The following is a 23,612-nucleotide window of genomic DNA, read 5'->3' as shown; positions in this document are numbered from 1 at the left end:
TCCTCGCCCTGCCTTGTCCCGGAGTTCCCCATGACGGCCCCAGCCGAGCTCTCGCCCACCCTTCAACTGGCCTGCGACCTGATTCGTCGCCCTTCGGTCACCCCCGTCGATGCCGACTGCCAGGCACAGATGATGAATCGCCTGGGCGCAGTGGGCTTCCAGCTCGAGCCGATGCGCATCGAAGACGTCGACAACTTCTGGGCCACCCATGGCGATCAGGACGGCCCGGTGCTGTGCTTCGCCGGCCACACCGACGTGGTGCCCACAGGCCCGGTGCAGCAGTGGCAACACGAGCCCTTCGAGGCGTTGATCGATGCTGACGGCATGCTCTGCGGCCGTGGTGCTGCCGACATGAAAGGCAGCCTGGCCTCCATGGTGGTGGCCAGCGAGCGCTTCGTGCGTGACTACCCGGGCCATCGCGGCAAGGTCGCCTTCCTGATCACCAGCGACGAAGAAGGCCCGGCACACCATGGCACCAAAGCCGTGGTCGAACGCCTCAAAGCCCGCAACGAACGCCTGGACTGGTGCATCGTCGGCGAGCCGTCGAGCACCGACCTGCTCGGTGACGTGGTCAAGAACGGCCGCCGTGGCTCGCTCGGCGCCAAGCTGACCGTGCGCGGCAAGCAGGGCCACGTGGCCTACCCGCACCTGGCGCGCAATCCGATTCACCTGGCTGCACCCGCGCTGGCGGAACTGGCTGCCGAGCATTGGGACGAAGGCAATGCTTTCTTCCCGCCGACCAGCTTCCAGATCTCCAACCTCAATTCGGGTACCGGCGCCACCAACGTGGTCCCGGGCGAGCTGACCGCGCTGTTCAACTTCCGCTTCTCCACCGAGTCGACCGTCGAAGGCTTGCAAGCGCGGGTGTCGGCAATCCTCGACAAGCATGAGCTGGACTGGTCGATCGACTGGGCCTTGTCGGGCCTGCCGTTCCTCACCGAACCCGGCGAACTGCTCGATGCGGTTTCGGTCAGCATCAAGGCCGTCACCGGCCGCAACACCCAGCCCTCCACCAGCGGCGGCACCTCCGATGGCCGCTTCATCGCCACCATGGGCACCCAGGTGGTCGAGCTCGGCCCGGTCAACGCCACCATCCACCAGGTCGACGAACGGATCCTGGCCAGCGACCTCGACTTGCTGACCGAGATCTACTACCAGACCCTGGTTCGGTTGCTCGCCTGATGCTCGCCTGCCCTCTCTGCCAGGCCGCCCTCGCGCGCCTCGACAATGGCGTGGTGTGCCCGGCCGGCCACCACTTCGACCGTGCTCGCCAGGGTTACCTGAACCTTTTGCCGGTGCAGCACAAGAACAGCCGCGACCCAGGTGACAACCAGGCCATGGTCGAAGCACGCCGTGATTTCCTCGACGCCGGCCACTATGCCCCGGTGGCCCGCCGCCTGGCAGAGCTGGCCGCCGAACGCACGCCCGGCACCTGGCTGGACATCGGCTGCGGCGAGGGTTACTACACCGCGCAGCTGGCCCAGGCCCTGCCACAGGCCGACGGCTATGCCCTGGACATCTCTCGTGAAGCGGTCAAGCGCGCCTGCCGGCGCGACCCTGCAGTCACCTGGATGGTCGCCAGCATGGCCCGCGTGCCGTTGGCCGATGCCAGCTGCCAGTTCATCGCCAGCGTGTTCAGCCCGCTGGACTGGGACGAAGCCAGGCGCCTGCTCAGCCCCGGCGGTGGCCTGATGCGGGTTGGCCCGACCAGCGGGCACCTGATGGAACTGCGCGAAGTGCTCTACGATGAAGTACGCCCCTACGCCGACGACAAGCACCTGGCCCTGGTGCCGCAAGGCATGGTCCACGCCCACAGCGAAACCCTCGAGTTCCGCCTGAGCCTGGCTGCACCCAAGGCTCGCGCCGACCTGCTGGCAATGACCCCGCACGGCTGGCGTGCCAGCGCCGAGAAGCGTGCCCAGGTGATCGACCAGCCCGAGCCGTTCGAGGTCACGGTTTCCATGCGTTATGACTATTTCGTGCGCCAAGACTGAGCACACCCGGAGCCCTTATGCGCCAACCTGATATCGAGATCTACCTGAAGGACGCCGACGTCGACCACAAGCAAATTGCCAAGTGGCTGGCCGAAGCGATCGGCCCGTGCAGCGACTGGCAGCAGAAAGGCCAGACCTTCAAATGCCAAGCCGGTAACATTCCGGTCACTTGGTTACCCAAGGCTGTAGGGAAATGGAACAGCCTCTACCTGGAAAGCGACCAGACGCCATGGGCCGATGACATCGCCTGCGCCCGCGCCGCGTTCGTCGCATTGGGCGTCGAAGTGCGCTGCGCACCGGGTGGCTGGGTCGAGGAAGATGGAGAAGAAGATGCCGACCGCTGGGTCCGCATCAGTGCCGACGGTGAGGAAGAAATCACCTGGCGTACATGAATACATAACGTCTCTATGGGAGCCGGCTTGCCGGCGATGCAGGCACCGCGGTGCATGCGGCTGATCGCCGACAAGCCAGCTCCTACTCGCTCAGAGCCCGACTACGTCCTCGGCTTGCAGGCCTTTCTGGCCCTGCACGCAGGCGTATTCCACCCGCTGCCCTTCGACCAGGGTACGATGCCCCTCACCGCGGATCGCCCGATAGTGGACGAACACATCCGCACCACCTTCGCGCTGAATGAAGCCATAGCCCTTGGCATCGTTGAACCACTTTACATTCCCAGTCTCACGAGACGACATCTGAACTACTCCGGATTTTTATTGTGAAGATCGCCTTGCAGGCACAGGGACTCCACCCCATGCCGACGCCGCTTGCTGGAATATCCTGCAAGTGGCAGGCCGAGTATATGACACAGAACAAATAAATTTCATGACTGCGGTGCGGCGTGCAGGATTTTGCTGAACTTGCGCAGATACGGCAGACTAATTGGCTGCATACGCAGCAAAATCACCACCTCAAATGATACCCAGGGCACACACCCCATGACCCGTTCCCCCCTGCGCCGCCTGATCTTCGGTGCCTTGCGTCGCCTGCTGTACCTGTGGGTGCGCTCCGAGACCATCAACCAATCGTCGATGAGCCTCAATCTCGACCGCAGCCGGCCAGTGTTCTATGCCCTGCCCTCGCCATCGCTCAGCGACCTGGCGGTACTTGACCACGAATGCACCAAGGCTGGGCTGCCGCGCCCGGTGCTGCCGGTGGCGGTGGGCCCGCTGCACGAACCCGCCGGGTTCTTCTACCTGACCCCCGAGCCGGATTGGCTGGGCCGTCAAGACAAGCGCGGCGCGCCGCCCACCCTGGAGCGCGTGGTCGCTGCGGTGACCCAGCACGCCGAAGAAGACGCGCAGATCATCCCGGTCAGCGTGTTCTGGGGGCAGACACCCGCCAGCGAGTCCAGCCCTTGGAAGCTGCTGTTCGCCGACAGTTGGGCGGTTACCGGGCGCCTGCGCCGACTGCTGACGATCCTTATTCTGGGGCGCAAGACCCGGGTGCAATTCTCCGCCCCCATCCATGTGCGCGAGCTGGTGCAGCACAACAAGGGTCATGAGCGCACTGTACGCATGGCCCAGCGCCTGATGCGCGTGCATTTTCGCAACCTCAAGACCGCAGTGATCGGCCCGGACATCTCGCACCGACGCAACCTGGTCAAGGGCCTGGTACATGCACCGCTGGTGCGCCAGGCCATTGCCGAGCAAGCGCAGCGCGAGAACATCCCCCAAGCCAAGGCAGAGGCCCAGGCGCTGCGCTATGGCAACGAGATTGCCTCGGACTACACCTACACCGCCATCCGCTTTCTCGAGGTGGTGCTGAGCTGGTTCTGGAACAAGATCTACGACGGCATCAAGGTCAACCATATCGAGCAGGTGCAAGGCATCGCCCCGGGCCACGAAGTGATCTATGTGCCCTGCCACCGTAGCCACATCGACTACCTGCTGCTGTCCTACCTGCTGTTCCGCAATGGCCTGACGCCGCCACACATCGCCGCCGGCATCAACCTCAACATGCCCGTGATCGGCGGCCTGCTGCGCCGTGGTGGCGCGTTCTTCATGCGCCGAACCTTCAAGGGCAACCCGCTGTACACCGCGGTATTCAACGAATACCTGCACACCCTGTTCACCAAAGGCTTCCCGGTGGAATACTTCGTCGAGGGCGGGCGCTCGCGCACCGGGCGCATGCTGCAGCCGCGCACCGGGATGCTGGCGATCACTCTGCGCAGCTACTTGCGCTCGTCACGCACGCCCATTGTCTTCGTCCCGGTGTACATCGGCTACGAACGGGTGCTCGAAGGCCGCACCTACCTGGGCGAACTGCGCGGGGCAAGCAAGAAGAAAGAATCGATCTTCGATATCTTCAAGGTGATCGGCGCACTGAAACAGCGTTTCGGCCAGGTCTACGTCAACTTCGGCGAACCGATCCGCCTGGGCGGCTTCCTCGACCAGCAGCAACCCGGCTGGCGAGAGCAGGAGCATGGCCCGCAGTTCCGCCCGGCCTGGCTCAACGAAGCCACCACGCGCCTGGGCGACACCGTGGCCCGGCATTTGAACGAGGCCGCGGCGGTCAACCCGGTCAACCTGGTGGCCCTGGCGCTACTGTCCACCAGCCGCCTGGCCCTGGACGAGCAGGCCCTGACCCGAGTGCTCGACGTGTACCTGGCGCTGCTGCGCAAGGTGCCCTATTCCGCGCACACCACCTTGCCGGAAGGTGACGGCAAAGCCCTGATCGAACACGTCAGGAACATGGACCTGCTGGCCGAACAGAAAGACGCGCTGGGCCGCATCCTGTATCTGGATGAAGCCAACGCGGTGCTGATGACCTATTACCGCAACAACGTCCTGCACATCTTTGCCCTGCCGGCGTTGCTGGCGAGCTTCTTCCACAGCAGTTCGCGGATGAGCCGCGAACTGCTTGGTCAGTATGTGCACGCACTGTACCCGTACCTGCAGGCCGAGTTGTTCCTACGCTGGGAACCCGAACAACTCGACGAGGTGATCGACCAGTGGCTGGTCGCATTGGTCGAACAAGGCCTGCTGCGCCACGAGGGCGACATGTACATTCGCCCGGCACCGAGTTCGCGCCAGTTCGTCCTGCTGACCCTGCTCGCCCGCACCATCACCCAGACCTTGCAGCGCTTCTACATGGCGACGTCACTGTTGCTCAACAGTGGCCAGCAGAGCCTCAGCGCCGATGAGCTGGAAGACCTGTGCGTGATGATGGCTCAGCGCCTGTCGATCCTGCAGGGTCTGAACGCCCCGGAATTCTTCGACAAGACCCTGTTCCGTCACTTCATCCAGACCTTGATCGAGCAAGAAGTGCTACGCCCTGGCCCTGACGGCAAGCTGGGTTATCACGAAAAACTCGGTGAGCTCGCCGAGGGTGTGGCCAAGCGCGTGCTGTCGGCCGAACTGCGGCTATCGATCCGCCAGGTTGCACTACACCGTGACGAGGCGGTGGAGGCCTTCACGGGGTAAGGTTTGTTGCTGCCGCAAGGCAGGCCGAAGGGATGAGGATGGGTTCGATGGACCTTCCTTACCCCTTCGGAGTACAGACATGAACGACACTTCCATCCAATCCCTGGACATCGAAATCGTGGCCTCGAGCGACGGCACCGTGCCGCCTTCGGGGCTCGTGCAGGTGAGCCTGGATGACGTTTCACTGGCAGATGCGCCAGCTATCTGCCATGCCCAACTGCGCCTTCGCTGCGCCGGCGCGATGCCGATCAACCTGCGCTTGAACTATGACAGCCAGCAAATCGTCCCGCGCCACACGTATGCACTCTCGGCGCGTATCGAGCAGGATGGCCGGCTGCTCTACATCAATACCCTCAAACATGAAGTCGAACTGGACAAAGTCACGGGCAAGGTCCGGGTAACCGTCGACAAAATCGCCTCGATGACCGATGGCTTTAACTGAGGGCAGACGGATAGATACGCCGACGGATCGCTGATTGACGGCGGAAAATCCGCTAAAGTCCCTGGGGTTGGCCAAAAGCCAACCCTAAGGACATCGGAGATTCCATGAAAAAGCTCTTTATGCTGTGTTGCGCATCCCTGCTCGCAGCCTGTTCCAGCCAAACCCCATCGAGCCAGGCCAGTCTGGACGGTGAAGTCTTCTACTTGCAGCGCATCGCCCTGCCGCCGGCCGCCACCTTGAGCGTGAGCCTGCAGGATGTTTCGCTGATGGATGCCCCTGCCGTGACCCTGGCCAGCCAGGCTGGCCCGGTCAAGGGCAACGTGCCGCTGCCCTTCCACCTCAGCTATGACCCGGCCCAGATCAAGCCCGGCCACCGCTACGCGGTCAGCGCGCGCATCGAACTGGACGGCAAGCTGCTGTTCATCAATACCGAACACCACGGCGTCAAGCTCGACGGCAGCGACCCGCAGCCCGTGCGGATCAAGGTCGATCCGGTGCGCTGACGCGCTTTTTGTATTCGTCTAGAAGGAACGCTGCATGATTCGCTCTTCCCTGCGCTTCACCACCCTGTGCGCCGGCCTGCTGTTGTCGGCCAGCGCCCTGGCCCTGTCGCTCGGCGACCTGAGCCAGAAGGACGCCACCGGTGGCCTCAAGGACGCCCTCACCCAGGGCGCCCAACTTGCCGTCAAGCAACTGAGCACCCCAGGCGGCTTCAACAACAACCCGGACGTGCGCATCGAGCTGCCGGGCAACCTCGGCAAGGCCGCCAAGGCCATGAAGATGTTCGGCAAGGGTGACCAGGTCGATGCCCTCGAAGCCAGCATGAACAAGGCCGCCGAAGCCGCCGTACCGCAAGCCCAGGCGATTCTGGTCGACGCCGTGAAAAACATGAGCGTCAGCGACGCCAAGGGCATTCTCAGCGGTGGCGACGAATCGGCTACCCAATACCTGAACAAGAGCAGCCGCGAGCAGATCCGCGCCAAGTTCCTGCCCATCGTCAAGCAGGCCACCGACAAGGTCGGCCTGGCCCAGCAGTACAACAGCTTTGCCGGCCAGGCCAAGGGCCTGGGGCTGATCAAGGATGACGCCAACATCGAGAACTACGTGACCGAGAAGGCGCTGGACGGGCTGTTCGAGATGATTGGCAAGCAGGAGCAGAACCTGCGCCAGAACCCGGCACAGGCGGCCACTAGCCTGGCCAAGAAGGTGTTCGGCACGCTTTGATCCGAAGACTATGGAGCGGCCAGCTTGAGGTGCAGTGGCCGCTTCAGATCAAGACCTTCCCTGCTCCTTCGTCACTCTCCTAGTGAGCATGCTAGTAGCTCTTATCCATGAGGAGCTTCAATCATGCCATCTACTCAACACTTCCAGATCTTCATCGATTGTAAAGACAAGGAACAAATTGCCCCCGATTCATCGGCGGGTTACGAGTTGGTGCTGAGCGAGGAGTTACAGGGTTGGGGGGCTGCCGAGGGTAAGTCAGTGATGTATCCGATAATTACCATCCAGCAGGATGGCGAATTATCCCTGCCACAAACCTTCACCTTCGTCATCGACGGCAAGTCGCTACAAATCGGCAAGTCTTATCGTGCGACGCTTCAGTACAAGGTCAATACCCAGCAGCCTCTCAACGGCAGCGCGCGCGTGCGTGGCCAGCTGGATTTCACCCTGACGGACAAATCAACGCTGGAAATGCCCCTGCAAACAGGTCATGGACCTTGCATGGGGCGAACGGCGATGTGCTTTAGCTGGTAACGCTCAACACTTGGCGCGGCAGACACTGCCGCGCCTTGCTCACTCACGTCTTCTTCACCCTGAACCACGCCGCATACAACGCCGGCAGAAACAGCAGCGTCAGCGCCGTAGCCACGATCAAGCCCCCCATGATCGCCACCGCCATCGGCCCGTAGAACACACTCCTCGACAACGGAATCATCGCCAGCACTGCCGCCAGTGCCGTCAGCACGATCGGCCTGAAGCGCCGCACCGTAGCCTCGATGATCGCGTGCCAACGGTCCAGCCCAGAGGCAATGTCCTGTTCGATCTGGTCAACCAGGATCACCGAGTTGCGCATGATCATGCCCGCCAGGGCGATGGTGCCGAGCATGGCGACGAAGCCGAACGGCTGGCGGAACACCAGCAGGAACAGGGTCACGCCGATCAGCCCCAGCGGCGCGGTGAGGAACACCATCACCGTGCGCGAGAAGCTGCGCAACTGGATCATCAGCAGGCTGAGCACCACCACGATGAACAACGGCATGCCGGCGTTGACCGATTTCTGCCCGCGCTCGGAATCCTCGACCGTGCCGCCCACTTCCAGCAGGTAACCATCGGGCAGCTTGTCCTTGATCGCCTGCAGGGTCGGGGCAATCTGCCTGACCACGCTCGCCGGCTGCTCCTTGTCGTAGATATCGGCGCGCACGGTCACCGTCGGCAGGCGGTTGCGGTGCCAGATGATGCCTTCCTCGAAACCATACTCCAGGGTCGCCACCTGCGACAGCGCCACGCTCTGGCCGTTGTCGGTGGGCAATGCCAGGCTGGCGAGGTTGCCCAGCTCGCTGCGCTCGCGCGAGGTGCCGCGCAGGAGGATCTCGATCAGTTCGTTGTCCTCCCGGTACTGGCTGACGGTGGTACCGGTGAGCGAGCTTTGCAGGAAGCTCGCCAGCCTCGATGTACTCACGCCCAAGGCGCGCGCACGGTCCTGATCGATTTCAAGGAATACAGCCTTGCTTGGTTCTTCCCAGTCCAGGTGAACGTTCACCACATGCGGGTTCTCGCGCACCTTGTCGGCCACCTCGCGCGCCAGTGCACGGGCCTTCTCGATATGCTCGCCGGTGACCCGGAACTGCACTGGGTAGCCCACGGGCGGGCCGTTTTCCAGGCGGGTAACGCGGGCGCGCAGGTCAGGGAACTGCTGGTCCATGGTATCGATCAGCCAACTGCGCAGGCGCTCGCGATCTTCCATCGACTTGGCCAGCACCACGAACTGGGCAAAACTGGCCGCCGGTAATTGCTGGTCCAGCGGCAGGTAGAAGCGCGGCGAACCGGTGCCGACATAGGCCACGTAATTGTCGATGCCGTCCTGCTGCTTGAGCAGCGCCTCCAGCTGCTTGACCCGCTCGGCGGTATTGGCCAGCGACGCGCCTTCGGCCAGTTTCAGGTCGACCATCAGCTCCGGGCGCCCGGAGGCCGGGAAGAACTGCTGGGGCACGAAACGAAACAGCAGGATGCTACCGACAAAGGCCGCGATGGTCAGCAGGATCACCGTCTTGCGCCGCCGCACGCACCACTCCACCACGCGCCGAACGCGCTGATAGAACGGTGTGCCGTAAGGGTCTGGCGCGCCGTTGCCATGGCGGGCCGCATGCAGCTTCGCCAGGTCCGGCAACAAACGTTCACCCAGGTAGGGCACGAACACCACGGCCGCCACCCACGAAGTCAGCAGCGCGATGGTCACCACCTGGAAAATCGAACGGGTGTATTCACCGGTGCTGGAGGCGGCGGTGGCAATGGGGAGGAAGCCGGCAGCAGTAATCAGCGTGCCGGTGAGCATCGGAAAGGCCGTGCTGGTCCAGGCGTAACTGGCCGCCTTGAGCCGGTCGAACCCCTGCTCCATCTTGATAGCCATCATTTCCACGGCAATGATCGCGTCATCGACCAGCAAGCCCAGGGCCAGCACCAGCGCCCCGAGCGAGATCTTGTGCAGGCCGATGCCGAAGTAGTGCATGGCGGCGAAGGTCATGGCCAGCACCAGCGGAATGGCCAGCGCCACCACCAGGCCGGTACGCAGGCCGAGCGAGAAGAAACTCACCAGCAATACAATTACCAACGCCTCGACCAGCACCTGCACAAATTCGCCCACGCCGGCCTTCACTGCGGCTGGCTGATCCGACACCTTGCGCAGTTCCATGCCGGCCGGCAGATTGCGCGCCAGGCGTTCGAACTCGCCCTCCAGGGCCTTGCCGAGCACAAGGATGTCACCGCCATCCTTCATAGACACCGCCAGGCCGATGGCGTCTTCGCCCATGAAGCGCATGCGCGGCGCAGGTGGGTCGTTGAAGCCGCGGTGTACGTCGGCGACATCACCGATGCGGAAGGTGCGATCCCCCACCCGAATGGGGAACTGGCGAATTTGCTCGACACTGTCGAAACGCCCACTGACCCGCAATTGCAGGCGTTCGCTGGGGGTCTCGAAGAAGCCGGCAGTGCTCACCGCATTCTGTTCTCGCAGCGCCTGCTGCACCGCTTCCAGCGGCACGCCGAGGGTGGCCAGCTTGAGGTTGGACAGCTCGATCCAGATCTTCTCGTCCTGCAGGCCGATCAGCTCGACCTTGCCCACGTCCTTCACCCGCTGCAGCTGGATCTGGATGCGGTCGGCGTAATCCTTGAGCACCGCGTAGTCGAAGCCGCTACCGGACAGCGCGTAGATATTGCCAAAGGTGGTACCGAACTCGTCGTTGAAGAATGGCCCCTGGATTTCCGGCGGCAAGGTGTGGCGAATGTCCGAAACCTTCTTGCGGATCTGGTACCACAGCTCGGGAATGTCCTTGGAATGCAGCGAGTCGCGGGCCATGAAGGTGACCTGCGACTCACCCGGCCGAGAGAACGAGACGATCTTCTCGTACTCGCCGGTTTCCATCAGTTTCTTTTCGATGCGCTCGGTGACCTGGCGCGACACTTCCTCGGCCGTAGCCCCCGGCCACAGGGTGCGGATGACCATGGCCTTGAAGGTGAATGGCGGGTCTTCGCTCTGGCCCAGCTTGGTGTAGGACATGGCGCCGATGACAGCCAGCAGGATCATCAGGAACAGTACGATCTGGCGATTGCGCAGCGCCCAGGCGGAAAGGTTGAAACCCATCGGGACTTACTCCTTGGCCGTCAGGTTCACCACACGATTGGTGCGATCCACAGGTCGCACCTCCTGCCCTTCGCGCAGCACATGGCCGCCGGCGGCGACCACCCAGTCGCCCGGCTCGAGGCCTTCGAGCACCGGCACGCTATCTGCCCCGTAGGCCCCGAGGCGCACCACGGCGCGCTCCAGGCGGCTGTCCTGCTTGACCCGCCAGACATAGGCCTGGCCGTTTTCTGCCGTCACCGCCGACAACGGCACCGACAACGGGATCACGCCTTCATGAGCGATGAATACCCGCGCACTCTGCCCAAGCTCGGCCGGCGCCTTGGCCGAGGTGAAGGCGATGCGCGCCGCGAAGGTGCGTGACCGCGGGTCGGCAGCGGGCGACAACTCACGTATGCGGCCTTCGAAGCGCTGGTTAGGGTGCGACCACAGCTCGACACTGACCTGCTGGCCTACGGCAAATCGGGCGAACTGCTGCTCTGGCAGGCCGATGGCAACCTCGCGCTCGCCGTCGGCGGCCAGGGTGAACACCGTTTGTCCGGCGGCAACCACCTGGCCGACCTCGACCTGGCGCTTGGCGATGACCCCAGCCTGTGGTGCGCGCAACACAGCGTATTCAGCCTGGTTGCCGGCCACATCGAATTCGGCCTTGGCCTGCTTCAGGCGGGCCAGGCCGGCGCGGTAGAGGTTCTCGGCATTGTCGTACTGGGAGTGGCTGACCATCTGCCGCTCCAGCAGTTTCTGGTAGCGGTCACGCTCGGTGCGCACCAGCGACAGGTTGGCTTCGGCGGCGGCCATCTGGGCGCGGTTGGCTTCCAGTTGCAAGCGCACGTCCTGGGGATCGAGCTCGGCCAGCGGCTGCTCGGCCTTGACCCGTTGCCCCTCCTCCACCAGCCGCTTGCTCACCTTGCCGCCAATGCGAAAGGCCAGCTCTGGCTCGAAGCGCGCGCGCACTTCACCGGGGTAGCTGTCGGCGGCGGCTTCGGCCGGCTGCGGCTGGACCACCAGGGCCGGGCGCGGCGCGGCGGGCGCCGCAGCCTCCTGGCCACAGGCTGCGAGCAGCAATACGGCGGCAGCGGGCAAAGCGAGGGACAAGGCATGACGCAACATGATGAATCCTTTCGCGACGGGCGCATCGAATATTTATACTGGCGAGTATATTAAGTCAGGGAACCGAGGCCGGGAAGCCAGCGTCGGAAAGAAAATCAACATTAACGATTGGTCGCCCCCTACAGCCGGAAGCCGCCTTAGCCGGTAAGATGTGCGCCCCTTCAAACAGATGCGGACTCCAATGCCCAACGACGCACCTATCGGCCCAGGCCGGCCCAAGGACCTCGCCAAGCGCGAGGCGATCCTCGAAGCCGCCAAGACACTGTTCCTCAGCCTTGGCTATGCCAACACCAGCATGGATGCGGTCGCTACGGCGGCAGGTGTTTCGAAACTCACCGTCTACAGCCACTTCAACGACAAGCAGACCCTGTTCGGCTCGGCGGTCATGGCGACCTGCCAGAACCAGCTGCCCGACCTGATCTTCGAGTACCCCGAAGGTGCCGCGGTTGAAGAGGTGTTGCTGAGCATTGCCCGAGGCTTCCAGGCGCTGGTCAGCAGTGACGAAGCGGTCAAGCTGAGCCGCTTGATCATGGCCCAGGGCGGCCAGGATCCGAGCTTTGGCGAGTTCTTCTACGAGGCCGGGCCCAAGCGCGTGCTGGCGGGGATGGAAGCACTGTTGCGCGGGGTCGACGAGCGCGGGCTATTGCGCATCGACAATCCGTTGAGGGCGGCCGAACACTTTTTCTGCCTGGTCAAGGGCGCGCCGGACTACCGGTTGCTGCTGGGGTGTGCGGGGCCGCTTGTGGGGGAAGAGGCCGAGGCGCATGTTCGCGAGGTGGTTGGGGTGTTCATTCGGGCATTCCAGCCTTGATTCGTGGCTGACAGTACTGGCCCTATCGCCGGCAAGCCGGCCCCCTCAGATACCCCACAGCGCCTGAGAGCGGTGGGGCTGCGTATGGGAGCCGGTTTGCCGGCGATAGGACCAGTCGATTCAGCACCGCATCCGGATCAAGCCTTCAGCGCTTTCTTGGGATAGATGTCATACCGGCTCGACTTGCCTTCCAGGCTATGGCTCGGCTTCGGCCCGTCGATGATCGGCGCCTTGCGCGGCCGCTTCACCACCACCCGGTGACTGGCCAGGGCAAGCGCGGCCTCGAGCAACGCCGGCGCATCCAGGTCATCGCCGACCAAGGGCCTGAACACGCGCATTTCTTTCTTCACCAGTGCGCTCTTGTCCCGGTGCGGGAACATCGGGTCGAGATAGATCACCTGCGGCGCCTCCCCTTCCCAGGCGCGCATGCGCTCGATGGCATTGCCGGTCAGCAGGCGCATGCGCCCGACGATAGGGCCCACTTCCTCATCCGCACGGGCCCGTGCCAGGCCATCCTCCAGCAAGGCGGCTATCAGCGGCTGACGTTCGATCAGGGTCATCTGGCAACCCAGGCTTGCCAGCACGAACGCATCCTTGCCCAACCCAGCGGTGGCATCCAGTACCTGCGGCCGCACGCCTTGGGAAATGCCCACGGCCTTGGCGATCATCTGCCCGTTGCCACCGCCAAACTGGCGCCGATGCGCTGCCTGGCCTTCGACGAAGTCCACCCGCACCGGCCCGGGTGCCTGCGGGCCCAACTGCTGGATCTGCAACCCTTCGGCGCCTACCTGCACGGCGAAGCCGGCGTCATCGTCCTGCAACGGCAGGCCCAGGCGCTCGGCCCATACCGTGGCCTGTTGCGCGTACTCAGCCGACATCGCTTCGACCCTGATACCCGTGCCTTGCTCTTCCATCGTCCACACCTAAAAAAACGAACCAAGCCCTTAATGAATCGGCCGTACCGGCCGATACAGGCAATATCCCGCTATTCTGCCAGAGCACAACGCGCGCGACTGCCATGACAGATACTCTTCCCATCGGCTTGACCTACCTGTCGCCTGTCGGCAACTACGGTCGGCAGAATACCCAGGCACTCGGGGGCGTCAGCCACCTGTGGCAGGATTTCTTTGCACGCGCCATGGCCGAGCAGCAAGGGCAGGAACCCGACAGCGTCAGCCAGGCAATGGTGCAATACGACCAGGAAAGTGGCGAACCAATCGGTGGAGCCAAAGCCCTGGCTCTGATCGACGCCCAGCGCGCCTGCTCTGTGCACGACACTATCGTCGCACCACCCGAACCGCTGTTCCTGCCCAAGGCGGAACTCGAGGCCAGCTTGCTGGAGCCGGCTCCGAAGCCTTTCAGCACCGCCGACATGATCCAGCAACAGCGCCAGCTCGACATCAGCAACACCTGGCTGCGGCCCGTGGTCATGAGCCAAGGTCAGCCGTCTCCACAGCCTGGCCCTGCACCCTCGCCACGCCCCCTGCACCTGCCGATTGCCGAGTTCGAGATGAACCTGCTCGACCCGGCGCCCGAGCCCTTCGAGCCCGCAACCCTCGCCCAGCAGCAGAACGACCTGGAGTTCGACATCCACTGGGCACGCCCGGTGGTACTGAACAACGTCCGCGTCCACGCCTGAGATCAGCGGCAGACCTGCCAATGCCCCATGTCCAGATGAAAGTGGTTGTGGTGGGCGGCATTGTAGTCCGGGCCTAGTACCGTATTGAAGCTTTCACACGCGGCCTGCCGAACCTCGCGCAGGAACCGCGCCTTGTCCCCGTCTCCCTGCCAGTCCCGCGCCAGCACGATGCGCTCACCGTTCTGCAGGCGAAAACCGCTGATATCCAGCGCATTCGCCGTGGCGTGCTGGCTCGGCCGGCCCTGCTTGCGGTGATAGACATTGCGGCAGGCGAAGCTGCCCAGGTGCTCAACCTGTGCCACAGGCTGGCCAAATATCCGTTGCGCTGCCGGCTGCAGCCCATGCACTTCGAACAACGCATAGGCCACCGCGAGTGGGCAGCTGGCGAGAAAACTGCTGCTCAGGCGCGCTTGGCCCTGCTCGATACGCCACACATCCTGCAGTGGGCAGTTGGCGCTTGCGGGGCTGTCGGCCTGCGCCTTGTAGCGCAGCTCACTGGTTTCCAGGGCCTGGCGACACAAGCCTGGGTCGTTGCGCAAGCGTGAAAGCTTGTAGGGGGTCAACAAGTTGGGCGGCTGGCGCACATCCAGCGCCGCCCAGGGGTTCCAGGCGTTCGGCAGGCGCCAGCCGAATTGCGAGGCCACGCCCGCCGCCAGCAACAGCAGGCCACACAACCAGGCCAGGACGCGCACGCCGCCTCAGCGGCGGAACAGGTCGTTGAGCTGGGCGAAGGGCAACGCCTCCTGCCCATAACCGAACGTCCCTTGGTCACGAATTTCCAGCGCCGCCCGCTGGAACGCCCCCAGCGCCGCACGGGCCAACGACGAACCCACGCTGATACGGCGCACGCCCAGGTCCTGCAACTGATTGACGCTCAGCGGCACACCCGCCAGCCCCATCAACACGTTCACCGGTTTCGGTGCCACGGCCTGCACCACCGCACGAATTTCGTCGATGCTGCGCAGGCCTGGTGCATACAACACATCGGCGCCCGCTTCGGCATAGGCTTGCAGGCGCAGAATGGTGTCATCCAGGTCCATCCGCCCGTGCAGGAGGTTTTCCGCGCGGGCACAGAGGGTAAACGGAAATGGCAGGCTGCGTGCGGCCTGCACGGCGGCACGCACTCGCTCCACGGCAAGGCCGAAGTCATAGATGGGTGCATCGCTGCGGCCGCTGGCATCTTCGATGGAGCCGCCCACCAGACCCGTTTCAGCGGCCCGCAGAATGGTCTGGGCGCAGTCATCGGGCAAGTCGCCGAAGCCGTTTTCCAGGTCGGCAGCAACTGGCAAGGCGGTGGCGTCGACGATGTGCCCGGCGTTGTCGAGCGTTTCATCCAGGCTCAAGGCGCCCTCGGCATCCGGCCGCCCAAGGCTGAAGGCAAGGCCGGCACTGGTCGTGGCCAGCGCCTCGAAGCCCAGGCTGGCCAGGAGCTTGGCGGATCCGGCATCCCAAGGGTTGGGGATGACGAAGGCGCCATCACGCTCGTGCAGCGCCTTGAACGCTTCGGCACGCAGGGTTTGTACATCCATGGTCACAACCTCCGGGTGGTCGGGGAAAGGTCAGAGTAGTCCCAGTTGTTCGACCTCGGGCGCGCGCGGCAATTCCGGCAAAGCTGGCAGGCCGGGCAGGCGCGTCATCAGCCGTTGGTGAAAACGTCGCGCAAGCGCGGCAGCGAGGCGGTTGTCGGAGGTATGCAGGAATATGTAGGGGCTGCGGCCTTCTTCGATCCAGCCAGCGACCTTTTCCACCCACGGCGTGAGGAATGACTCGTTGGCTTCGAGGTCAGGGTGGCCGATGAAACGCACCTGCGGATATTGGCTGAAGGCTGCAGGGCGCGGCGGCACCTTGGGTTTCTTGGCTTGTGCATCGAGCACCGCGGCCTCTCTCGAGGTGCAGCTGAACAGTGCACGTGGGTCGAGGCATATGCGCTCAACGCCGCGCTCACGCAGCAAGCGATTGAGCAAGCGTTCGTCCTCGCCCTTGGCGAAGAAGGCCTGGTTACGCACCTCCACGGCCACCGGGACGCCGACCTCGTCAAGGAAATGGCTCAGTTCCGCCAGGCGAGTCGGGCCGAACTGGGCCGGCAATTGTAGCCAGTAAGGCGCCACGCGCCGGCCCAGCGGTGCGAGCAATCGGCTGAAGTCGCATGCCGCATCGAGCCGATCGCGCAGGTCGCCTTCATGGCTGACGTCACGGGGAAACTTGGCGGTGAAGCGAAAGTGCTCGGGCATGGCCTGGGCCCAGCGCGCGACAGTGGCAGGCGCAGGGCGGGCATAGAAGGTGGTGTTGCCCTCGACCGCATTGAACACCTGGCTATACAGGCCAAGGTATTCGGTGGTGCGGGCGTCAGCGGGATACAGGTAATCGCGCCAGGCGCTTTCGCTCCATGACGGGCAACCGAGAAAATAAGGCAGGTGGGATGGGTTCATCCCTCAAATGTACAGGTCGAGCCCCATTACTTCCATGTCCCAGTCGGTGAAGCCGGCGGTGCTGAGGTAGCTGGCCAGCGCCGTTGCAGTACGGCGGTCGCGGGCGCGAGGGAAGACCATGTCCTGCTGGCGTGCTGGCAGGCCACCAGTGCGGCGGCGTGGTGCCGTCTCCTGAACCACTTCGCCTTCTTCGATCAGTTCGGCATCGTCGATGGCCTCATCGCGCACCGCTGCTTTGCGCGGTGCGCGCTTGACCGGGTAGGACTGCGATGAGAAACCGTCGATACGCATGAAGTGAGCACTCAGGACCAATGATGGCAATTTAGCAGCATCAGAGTTCCGTCGCTAATGCTCGAGTGATAACTGGACCACAGTTCACGCCAAAGGTTTTATCGACAACCGCGATAACCGACGAACAGCACTCAACGTGCTTTAGGCGTAGCTACATTATCGCGCAAGTACACAGGTTGCGCCTGCTCGGCGACGATGGCCTCGCCGCGGGCCCAAGCGAAGCGCGCCAGGCTCAGAATATCCAGGGCATTGGGCAGCGCTGCCGGGTTACTGGCACTGGCTTTGACCGCCAGGCGCTCGGCGTAGCCCCAGCCGGTACCGGCGCCATACCAGTCGCCGCTGCTGCCTTGCGGCAAGGCAACGCGCTCCGGTGGCAGCACGGCTTCCAGGCCTTGCAGACGCATTTCGCCGTCCACCGCCTGAAAGCAGCCCCAGTACACTTCGTCCATGCGCGCATCGATGGCCGCCGCCACCTGCTGGACGCCATGCTCGCGCAGTGCCCCCTGGGCCAACGCGGCCAGGTTGGACACTGGCAGCACCGGGCGCTGCAGCGCAAAGGCCAGGCCCTGTACCACACCGATTGCAATGCGCACGCCGGTGAAGGCGCCTGGGCCACGGCCGAAGGCAATGGCGTCGAGGGCGTTCAGGGCCACGCCGGAGTCGCCCAGCAGCTGCTTGATCATCGGCAGCAGCTTCTGCGCGTGCATGCGCGGGATCACCTCGTAATGGCTGGTTACCTTGCCATCATGCAGCAGCGCGACGGAACAGGCTTCGGTGGCGGTATCCAGGGCCAGCAGGGTGGTCATCGAACGGGTATCCAGGTGCAAGTGAAAAGAGCGGCAGTATAAACGACAACGGCCCGCAAGCGGGCCGTTGTTACGCATGGTGCTGGATCAGCTCAGGGCTGCCAGGACCTTGGCGGTGATTGCTTCGACCGAACCCACGCCTTCGATGTGGCTGTACTTCGGCTTGCCGGCGTTGGCAGCCGACAGCTTCTGGTAGAAGTCCACCAGGGGCTTGGTCTGGCTGTGGTAGACCGACAGGCGGTGACGCACGGTTTCTTCCTTGTCGTCGTCGCGCTGGATCAGGTCTTCGCCGGTGACGTCGTCCTTGCCTTCCACTTTCGGCGGGTTGTACTGAATGTGGTAGGTGCGGCCCGAGGCCAGGTGCACACGGCGGCCCGCCATGCGGCCGACGATTTCTTCGTCGTCGACGGCGATTTCGACCACGGCGTCGATATCGACACCGGCCGCGACCATGGCTTCAGCCTGCGGAATGGTCCGCGGGAAGCCGTCGAACAGGCAGCCATTGACGCAATCAGGCTGGGCGATGCGCTCCTTGACCAGGCTGATGATCAGCTCGTCGGAGACCAGCTGGCCAGCATCCATGACTTTCTTCAGTTCCAGGCCCAGTGGGGTGCCGGCCTTGACGGCGGCACGCAGCATGTCACCGGTGGAGATCTGTGGAATACCGAACTTCTCGGTGATGAACTTTGCCTGAGTACCTTTACCGGCCCCGGGAGCTCCCAGCAGAATTACGCGCATCTCGTGCTCCTCAAATTTTTTTATGAAATTCAATGGATTCGGCAACCAGGGCCAAGTCCGGAAAATCGGGTATGACCATAAATCGGTCAGAAGGCTGCTCAAGATACACAGCGCTCGGCAGCCAGACAAGCGTCCCAAAGTTGCAGGAATGCGCCATCGATAGCCTCGGCCAAGGGTGGTTGCGCCGGGCGCAACCACCCTTCCCGCCTTGCCCTGGCCCAGGCGGCGACGCCTGGTTCGGGCAGCTCCACAACGCGTCAGCCGGTGTTACGCAGGCCCGCTGCGATACCCGCCACGGTCACCAGCAAGGCCTGCTCCAACGGGCTGTCCAGAGCGGCTTCTCGGCTGCGCGAGCGCGCCAGCAGCTCGGCCTGCAGGCGGTGCAGCGGGTCCAGATAGGTGTTGCGCAGGCTGATGAATTCACGCGTCTCCGGGCTGTGCGCCAGTAGCACCGGCTGCCCGGTCAGGCCCACCACCACCTGGCAGGACTGCGACAATAGGTCGCGCAGGTGCACACCTAAAGGAAGCAAGCCCGGTTGCACCAGACGTTGGTCGTAGGCCTCGGCGATTTGTGCATCGGCCTTGGCCAGGACCATCTCCAGCATGTCGATGCGGGTGCGGAAGAATGGCCATTGTTCGCGCATCTGCGCCAGCAACTCGCCCTGCCCGCGCGCCAGAGCGTTGCTCAACGCTGTCTCCCAACCCAGCCATGCGGGCAGCATGAGGCGCGTCTGGGTCCAGCCGAATATCCATGGAATCGCCCGCAGGCTCTCGATGCCCCCGGCGCGGCGCTTGGCCGGGCGGCTGCCCAGCGGCAGGCGCCCAAGCTCCTGCTCAGGCGTGGACTGGCGGAAATACTCGACGAAATCGGGATTTTCGCGCACCACCCCGCGGTAAGCTTGCAGACCATCGGCCGCCAGTTGGTCCATCAGCTCGCGCCACGCCGGCTGTGGCGGCGGCGGTGGCAACAAGGTGGCTTCGAGTACCGCCGCCAGGTAAAGGTTGAGGTTCTGCTCGGCGATGCCCGGCAAGCCGAACTTGAAGCGGATCATCTCGCCCTGCTCGGTGGTACGGAAACGCCCGGCCACCGAACCCGGTGGCTGCGACAGGATAGCCGCATGGGCCGGGCCACCGCCGCGGCCCACGGTGCCACCCCGGCCATGGAATAGCAGCAGTTCGACCTGGTGCTCGCGGCAGATGCGCACCAGGCTCTCCTGGGCGCGGTACTGGGCCCAGGCCGCGGCAGTGGTGCCGGCGTCCTTGGCCGAGTCGGAATAGCCGATCATCACTTCCTGCGGCCCACGCAGGCCTGCACGGTAGCCCTGCAGGCCCAGCAGACGCTCCATGACCGGCCCGGCATTGTCCAGATCAGCCAGGGTTTCGAACAGTGGCACCACGCGCATGGGCCGGGTCAGCCCGGCTTCCTTGAGCAGCAGCTGCACGGCCAGCACATCGGAGGCGGCGCCAGCCATGGAAATCACATAGGAACCCAGCGACGCACCCGGCGCCGCAGCGATTTCACGGCAGGTGGCGAGCACTTCGGCGGTGTCTGCCTGGGGCTGGAAATGTGCGGGCAACAATGGCCGACGGTTCTTCAGTTCGGCCTGCAGGAAGGCGATACGCTGCTCTTCATCCCAATCGCCATAGCTGCCCAGGCCGAGGTAATCGGTGATTTCCGACAGCGCATCACGGTGCCGAGCGGCATCCTGGCGCACGTCCAGGCGCCCGAGGAACAGGCCGAAGGTCACGGCCCGGCGCAAGCTGTCGAGCAACGGGCCATCGGCGATCACGCCCATGCCGCATTCGTGCAGCGAGTGGTAGCACAGCTCCAGCGGAGCGATCAGGTCACGGTTGTCCACCAGCACATCGGCGCTGGCCGGTTGGGAGCTGGCCAAGGAGGAATGTGCCCAGGCACGGGTTGCCCGCAGGCGGTCGCGCAAATGCTTGAGCACCGCCCGGTAGGGCTCGGCGCTGTCACCAACCTGCTCGCGCAAGGCGCTGCTGGCCTGCTGCATCGAGAGCTCCGCAGCCAACGCATCGATATCACGCAAGAACAGGTCGGCCGCCATCCAGCGGGCCAGCAGCAGCACTTCACGGGTGACGGTAGCGGTGACGTTAGGGTTGCCGTCGCGGTCGCCACCCATCCAGGAGGCAAAGCGAATTGGCGCGGCTTCCAACGGCAAACGCAGGCCAGTGGCCTCGAACAGCGCCTTGTCGACCTTGCGCAGGTGGCTGGGGATGGCGTGCCACAGGGAATGCTCGATAACCGCGAAGCCCCATTTGGCTTCATCCACGGGGGTGGGCCGGGTGCGGCGGATTTCTTCGGTGTGCCAGGCCTCGGCGATCAACCTGCGCAGGCGCTCGCGCACCTGTTGGCGTTCGACGGGCGTCAGGTCGCGGTGGTCCTGCGCGGCCAACTGGCCGGCGATGGCGTCGTACTTCTGGATCAGCGTACGGCGGGCAACTTCGGTGGGGTGTGCGGTCAGCACCAACTGGATATCGAGCTTGGCCAACTGCCGGGCCAAGGCATCGTCCTTGTGCCCCGCCTGCTTCAGGCGCGCCAGCAACTCCGGCAGCACCCGCGCCTCGAAGGGCTCTCCCTGCTCGGCGTCGCGGCGGCGAATGAGTTGGTACTGCTCGGCCATGTTGGCGAGATTGAGGAACTGGTTGAACGCCCGCGCCACCGGTAGCAGGTCGTCCTCGGCAAGGTCGCCGAGGGTCGAACTCAGTTGCTCACCGGGGCCGCGGCGGTCGGCCTTGGCACTGTGGCGGATATCCTCGATCTTCTGCAGGAACGCCTCACCATGCTGCTGGCGGATGGTTTCGCCGAGCAACTCCCCCAACAGATGGACATCTTCACGCAAGCGCACATCGATATCGGTCATTGGCCCTCTCTTCGGCGCGGCTGGCCCGCGCTCTGCCCAGGAAACAGCACATGCCCAAGAGTGCCCACAGGCGAGGCGCCATGGCAAGCCGGGATCGGGCAAAGCAAACTAAAGTAAGTGGTGAACAGTCCGATGCAATGCAGCCTTTAGGCGTCCACAGAGGTCATCATGAAAATCCGCGAACTCGCCCAGCACTGGGAGCAGAATGCCGCAGGCACCCTGAGCCCCACTGGTCATAGCCTGCACCTGGACCTGGAGTCCGAGGCCCGCCTGGCTGCACTCATCGACATGTACCCCAAGCGCACCGCCGAGGAACTGCTAGGCGAACTGGTAGCCGCCGCGCTCGAAGAACTGGAAGCAAGCTTCCCGTACGTGCAGGGCCAGAAGGTCATATCCACTGACGAAGAAGGCGACCCGCTGTACGAAGACATCGGCTCTACACCCCGCTTCCTGGCGCTCTCCCGTCGTCACCTGCGCGACCTCAGCAACCCCGGCGAAGACACCGGCAACTGATACCTCCCCTACTGTTCCGGGCTTGCTCCAAGGCCCGGAATACCCCCGCCCGCCTTGAAAAGTTCCCGCAAAAACCGCTGACCGAGCAGTCAGAAATAGCTGGATTTTTTTCTGAACCATTCAAAATTGCCTTCGGTCACAGCCAATAGCCATCACGCTAAAACCCTGCACACCTGCCGTCGTGCACCGTTCAGCGAAAGTGCGGACAGAGGCCAGGGATTGAGCGATGGACTGCTACGGACATTGTCGTTATCAGGAGTGATCCAATGGAGCTGACCACCATGAAGACCCGCACCGCGAAACTCTCATCCCCCCATGTGCGCGGACTCAAGCTGGCCGCGCTGGCCCTGGGCAGTAGCCTGGTCCTGGCCGGCTGTGCAGGCAATCCGCCGACCGAGCAGTACGCCGTGACCCAGTCCGCCGTGAACTCCGCCGTCAGCGCTGGCGGCACCGAGTTTGCCGCCGTGGAAATGAAAGCGGCGCAGGACAAGTTCAAACAGGCCGAAATAGCCATGCACGACAAAAAATACGACGAAGCCAAGCGCCTGGCCGAGCAGGCCGAGTGGGACGCTCGCCTCGCCGAACGCAAAGCCCAGGCAGCCAAGGCCGAGAAGGCCGTGCAGGAGGCCCGTCAGGGCGTCCAGGACGTGCGTCAGGAAGGCATGCGCAGCGCTCAATGAGCGCGGCACCCCAACCTGAGCCTTCGCAATCGATCAAAGGATGAACACTATGCGCAATTACGTCATGATTCCCGCCCTGCTGGCCCTGAGCGTCGGTCTCGCTGCCTGCTCCCATGATCCGAACCCCAACCTGGAGTCGGCCCGCACCAACTTCTCCACGCTGCAGAGCGACCCGCAGTCGAGCAAGGTCGCGGCCCTTGAAACCAAGGACGCCCAGGACTGGCTGAACAAGGCCGACAAAGCCTTCATGGAGCGCGAGAACAACGAGAAGGTCGACCAGTTGGCCTACCTCACCAACCAGCGCGTCGAGGTGGCCAAGCAGACCATTGCCCTGCGTAGCGCCGAAAACGAGTTGAAGAACGCGTCCGCCGAGCGCGCCAAGGCCAAGCTCGACGCCCGCGACGCTCAGATCGCCAAGCTGCAGGACAGCCTGAACGCCAAGCAGACCGACCGCGGCACGCTTGTGACCTTCGGCGACGTGCTGTTCGACTTCAACAAGGCCGAGCTCAAGAGCAGTGCCTTGCCCAACGTCACCAAGCTGGCCCAGTTCCTTCAGGAAAACCCTGAGCGCAAGGTCATCGTCGAGGGCTACACCGACAGCGTAGGTTCGGCCAACTACAACCAGACGCTCTCCGAGCGCCGCGCGGCTGCCGTGCGTATGGCGCTGGTACGTGCTGGAGTCGACCCGGCGCGCATCGTCGCCCAGGGATATGGCAAGGAGTACCCGGTGGCGGACAACGCGAGCAACTCGGGCCGTGCTCAGAACCGTCGGGTGGAGGTGACCATCTCCAATGACAACCAACCGGTTGCACCGCGTTCTGTGAGCCAGCGGTAAGCGGCCAGGGTGTCTGAAACAAAAGCCCCGCGATCGATGCGGGGCTTTTTGTTGGCTAAGCAGCCCCTGTCGCCGGCAAGCCGGCTCCCACAGGTTCTCCACAAGCCTTCCGTATTGTGGGGAACCTGTGGGAGCCGGCTTGCCGGCGATAGGGTCAGTCGC

Annotated in this window: 24 protein-coding genes; 13 read left to right on the top strand and 11 right to left on the bottom strand. The window is 63.8% G+C overall.

Going from position 1 to position 23,612, the window contains the following annotated elements; genetic code table 11:
- Positions 1 to 30 precede the first annotated feature (30 nt).
- From dapE to KU43P_RS05750, 3 genes are read left to right on the top strand one after another with little or no spacing between them, the layout of a single operon-like run.
- A complete protein-coding gene (gene dapE / locus KU43P_RS05760) occupies positions 31 to 1,182 on the top strand; it encodes a succinyl-diaminopimelate desuccinylase (RefSeq protein WP_317661451.1) in 1,152 nt (383 codons plus the stop codon).
- Positions 1,182 to 1,994 carry a putative RNA methyltransferase gene (locus KU43P_RS05755; protein ID WP_317661450.1) on the top strand — a complete coding sequence of 271 codons (813 nt, stop codon included), beginning with the start codon at positions 1,182 to 1,184 and terminating at the stop codon, positions 1,992 to 1,994. The genes dapE and KU43P_RS05755 overlap by 1 nt, the downstream gene beginning before the upstream one ends.
- 17 nt (positions 1,995 to 2,011) lie before the next feature.
- Complete coding sequence (locus tag KU43P_RS05750; protein ID WP_317661449.1) at positions 2,012 to 2,386, top strand: hypothetical protein; 375 nt, start codon at positions 2,012 to 2,014, stop codon at positions 2,384 to 2,386.
- Positions 2,387 to 2,476: 90 nt separating this feature from the next.
- On the opposite strand, the gene KU43P_RS05745 is transcribed toward KU43P_RS05750, so the two are convergent.
- Positions 2,477 to 2,686 (bottom strand): cold-shock protein, encoded by a 210-nt coding sequence (locus tag KU43P_RS05745; protein WP_003252255.1) that lies wholly within the window; start codon positions 2,684 to 2,686, stop codon positions 2,477 to 2,479.
- Positions 2,687 to 2,929: 243 nt separating this feature from the next.
- Between KU43P_RS05745 and plsB the strand changes: the two genes are divergently transcribed.
- The 5 genes from plsB (at position 2,930) to KU43P_RS05720 (ending at position 7,613) form a co-directional block, all read left to right on the top strand.
- Entirely contained in the window at positions 2,930 to 5,416 is a 2,487-nt protein-coding gene (gene plsB / locus KU43P_RS05740; protein ID WP_317661448.1) for a glycerol-3-phosphate 1-O-acyltransferase PlsB, read from the top strand.
- Between the two features lie 79 nt (positions 5,417 to 5,495).
- Complete coding sequence (locus tag KU43P_RS05735; RefSeq protein ID WP_317661447.1) at positions 5,496 to 5,858, top strand: YbaY family lipoprotein; 363 nt, start codon at positions 5,496 to 5,498, stop codon at positions 5,856 to 5,858.
- A 104-nt stretch (positions 5,859 to 5,962) separates the two neighbouring features.
- Complete coding sequence (locus tag KU43P_RS05730; RefSeq protein WP_317661446.1) at positions 5,963 to 6,361, top strand: YbaY family lipoprotein; 399 nt, start codon at positions 5,963 to 5,965, stop codon at positions 6,359 to 6,361.
- A 34-nt stretch (positions 6,362 to 6,395) separates the two neighbouring features.
- A complete protein-coding gene (locus KU43P_RS05725) occupies positions 6,396 to 7,082 on the top strand; it encodes a DUF4197 domain-containing protein (RefSeq protein ID WP_317661445.1) in 687 nt (228 codons plus the stop codon).
- Positions 7,083 to 7,205: 123 nt separating this feature from the next.
- Positions 7,206 to 7,613: a hypothetical protein gene (locus tag KU43P_RS05720; RefSeq protein ID WP_317661444.1), complete on the top strand. Its 408-nt coding sequence runs from the start codon at positions 7,206 to 7,208 to the stop codon at positions 7,611 to 7,613.
- Positions 7,614 to 7,656: 43 nt separating this feature from the next.
- On the opposite strand, the gene KU43P_RS05715 is transcribed toward KU43P_RS05720, so the two are convergent.
- Positions 7,657 to 10,716, bottom strand: a complete 3,060-nt coding sequence (locus tag KU43P_RS05715; protein WP_317661443.1) for an efflux RND transporter permease subunit — start codon at positions 10,714 to 10,716, stop codon at positions 7,657 to 7,659.
- 6 nt (positions 10,717 to 10,722) lie between these two features.
- Positions 10,723 to 11,823, bottom strand: a complete 1,101-nt coding sequence (locus KU43P_RS05710; RefSeq protein ID WP_317661442.1) for an efflux RND transporter periplasmic adaptor subunit — start codon at positions 11,821 to 11,823, stop codon at positions 10,723 to 10,725.
- Positions 11,824 to 11,992: 169 nt separating this feature from the next.
- Here KU43P_RS05710 and KU43P_RS05705 point away from each other — a divergent pair, with 169 nt between their 5' ends.
- Positions 11,993 to 12,634: a TetR/AcrR family transcriptional regulator gene (locus KU43P_RS05705; protein WP_317663741.1), complete on the top strand. Its 642-nt coding sequence runs from the start codon at positions 11,993 to 11,995 to the stop codon at positions 12,632 to 12,634.
- 137 nt (positions 12,635 to 12,771) lie between these two features.
- Here KU43P_RS05705 and KU43P_RS05700 read toward each other — a convergent pair whose 3' ends face one another.
- On the bottom strand, positions 12,772 to 13,548 hold the full coding sequence (locus KU43P_RS05700) for a class I SAM-dependent methyltransferase (protein WP_317661441.1): 777 nt from the start codon (positions 13,546 to 13,548) through the stop codon (positions 12,772 to 12,774).
- 104 nt (positions 13,549 to 13,652) lie between these two features.
- On the opposite strand from KU43P_RS05700, the gene KU43P_RS05695 reads away from it, so the two are divergent.
- Positions 13,653 to 14,273, top strand: a complete 621-nt coding sequence (locus KU43P_RS05695) for an energy transducer TonB (protein WP_317661440.1) — start codon at positions 13,653 to 13,655, stop codon at positions 14,271 to 14,273.
- 2 nt (positions 14,274 to 14,275) lie between these two features.
- Here the strand turns inward: KU43P_RS05695 and KU43P_RS05690 are convergent, their stop codons facing one another.
- The 7 genes from KU43P_RS05690 to ppc all read right to left on the bottom strand — a co-directional run bounded on the left by KU43P_RS05690 (position 14,276) and on the right by ppc (position 21,422).
- Complete coding sequence (locus KU43P_RS05690) at positions 14,276 to 14,965, bottom strand: extensin family protein (protein WP_317661439.1); 690 nt, start codon at positions 14,963 to 14,965, stop codon at positions 14,276 to 14,278.
- 6 nt (positions 14,966 to 14,971) lie between these two features.
- Positions 14,972 to 15,802 (bottom strand): oxaloacetate decarboxylase, encoded by an 831-nt coding sequence (locus tag KU43P_RS05685; RefSeq protein WP_317661438.1) that lies wholly within the window; start codon positions 15,800 to 15,802, stop codon positions 14,972 to 14,974.
- A gap of 30 nt (positions 15,803 to 15,832) precedes the next feature.
- Positions 15,833 to 16,702 (bottom strand): DUF72 domain-containing protein, encoded by an 870-nt coding sequence (locus KU43P_RS05680; protein WP_317661437.1) that lies wholly within the window; start codon positions 16,700 to 16,702, stop codon positions 15,833 to 15,835.
- 3 nt (positions 16,703 to 16,705) lie between these two features.
- Positions 16,706 to 16,993, bottom strand: a complete 288-nt coding sequence (locus KU43P_RS05675; RefSeq protein WP_317661436.1) for a hypothetical protein — start codon at positions 16,991 to 16,993, stop codon at positions 16,706 to 16,708.
- Positions 16,994 to 17,124: 131 nt separating this feature from the next.
- Positions 17,125 to 17,799, bottom strand: a complete 675-nt coding sequence (gene tsaB / locus KU43P_RS05670; protein WP_317661435.1) for a tRNA (adenosine(37)-N6)-threonylcarbamoyltransferase complex dimerization subunit type 1 TsaB — start codon at positions 17,797 to 17,799, stop codon at positions 17,125 to 17,127.
- An 87-nt stretch (positions 17,800 to 17,886) separates the two neighbouring features.
- Entirely contained in the window at positions 17,887 to 18,537 is a 651-nt protein-coding gene (adk, locus tag KU43P_RS05665; RefSeq protein WP_317661434.1) for an adenylate kinase, read from the bottom strand.
- 257 nt (positions 18,538 to 18,794) lie between these two features.
- The gene (gene ppc, locus KU43P_RS05660; protein WP_317661433.1) at positions 18,795 to 21,422 is read right to left on the bottom strand and encodes a phosphoenolpyruvate carboxylase; all 2,628 of its coding nucleotides are present in this window, start codon (positions 21,420 to 21,422) and stop codon (positions 18,795 to 18,797) included.
- Between the two features lie 168 nt (positions 21,423 to 21,590).
- Here ppc and KU43P_RS05655 point away from each other — a divergent pair, with 168 nt between their 5' ends.
- The 3 genes from KU43P_RS05655 to KU43P_RS05645 all read left to right on the top strand — a co-directional run bounded on the left by KU43P_RS05655 (position 21,591) and on the right by KU43P_RS05645 (position 23,450).
- Positions 21,591 to 21,935: a pilin assembly protein gene (locus KU43P_RS05655; protein ID WP_317661432.1), complete on the top strand. Its 345-nt coding sequence runs from the start codon at positions 21,591 to 21,593 to the stop codon at positions 21,933 to 21,935.
- 266 nt (positions 21,936 to 22,201) lie between these two features.
- Positions 22,202 to 22,615, top strand: a complete 414-nt coding sequence (locus tag KU43P_RS05650) for a DUF4398 domain-containing protein (RefSeq protein WP_317661431.1) — start codon at positions 22,202 to 22,204, stop codon at positions 22,613 to 22,615.
- Between the two features lie 49 nt (positions 22,616 to 22,664).
- Positions 22,665 to 23,450 carry an OmpA family protein gene (locus KU43P_RS05645; RefSeq protein WP_317661430.1) on the top strand — a complete coding sequence of 262 codons (786 nt, stop codon included), beginning with the start codon at positions 22,665 to 22,667 and terminating at the stop codon, positions 23,448 to 23,450.
- Positions 23,451 to 23,612 lie beyond the last annotated feature (162 nt).

It is taken from the genome of Pseudomonas sp. KU43P (assembly GCF_033095865.1).
Lineage (GTDB): Bacteria > Pseudomonadota > Gammaproteobacteria > Pseudomonadales > Pseudomonadaceae > Aquipseudomonas.
This window is presented reverse-complemented; position numbering and strand designations above follow the sequence as displayed.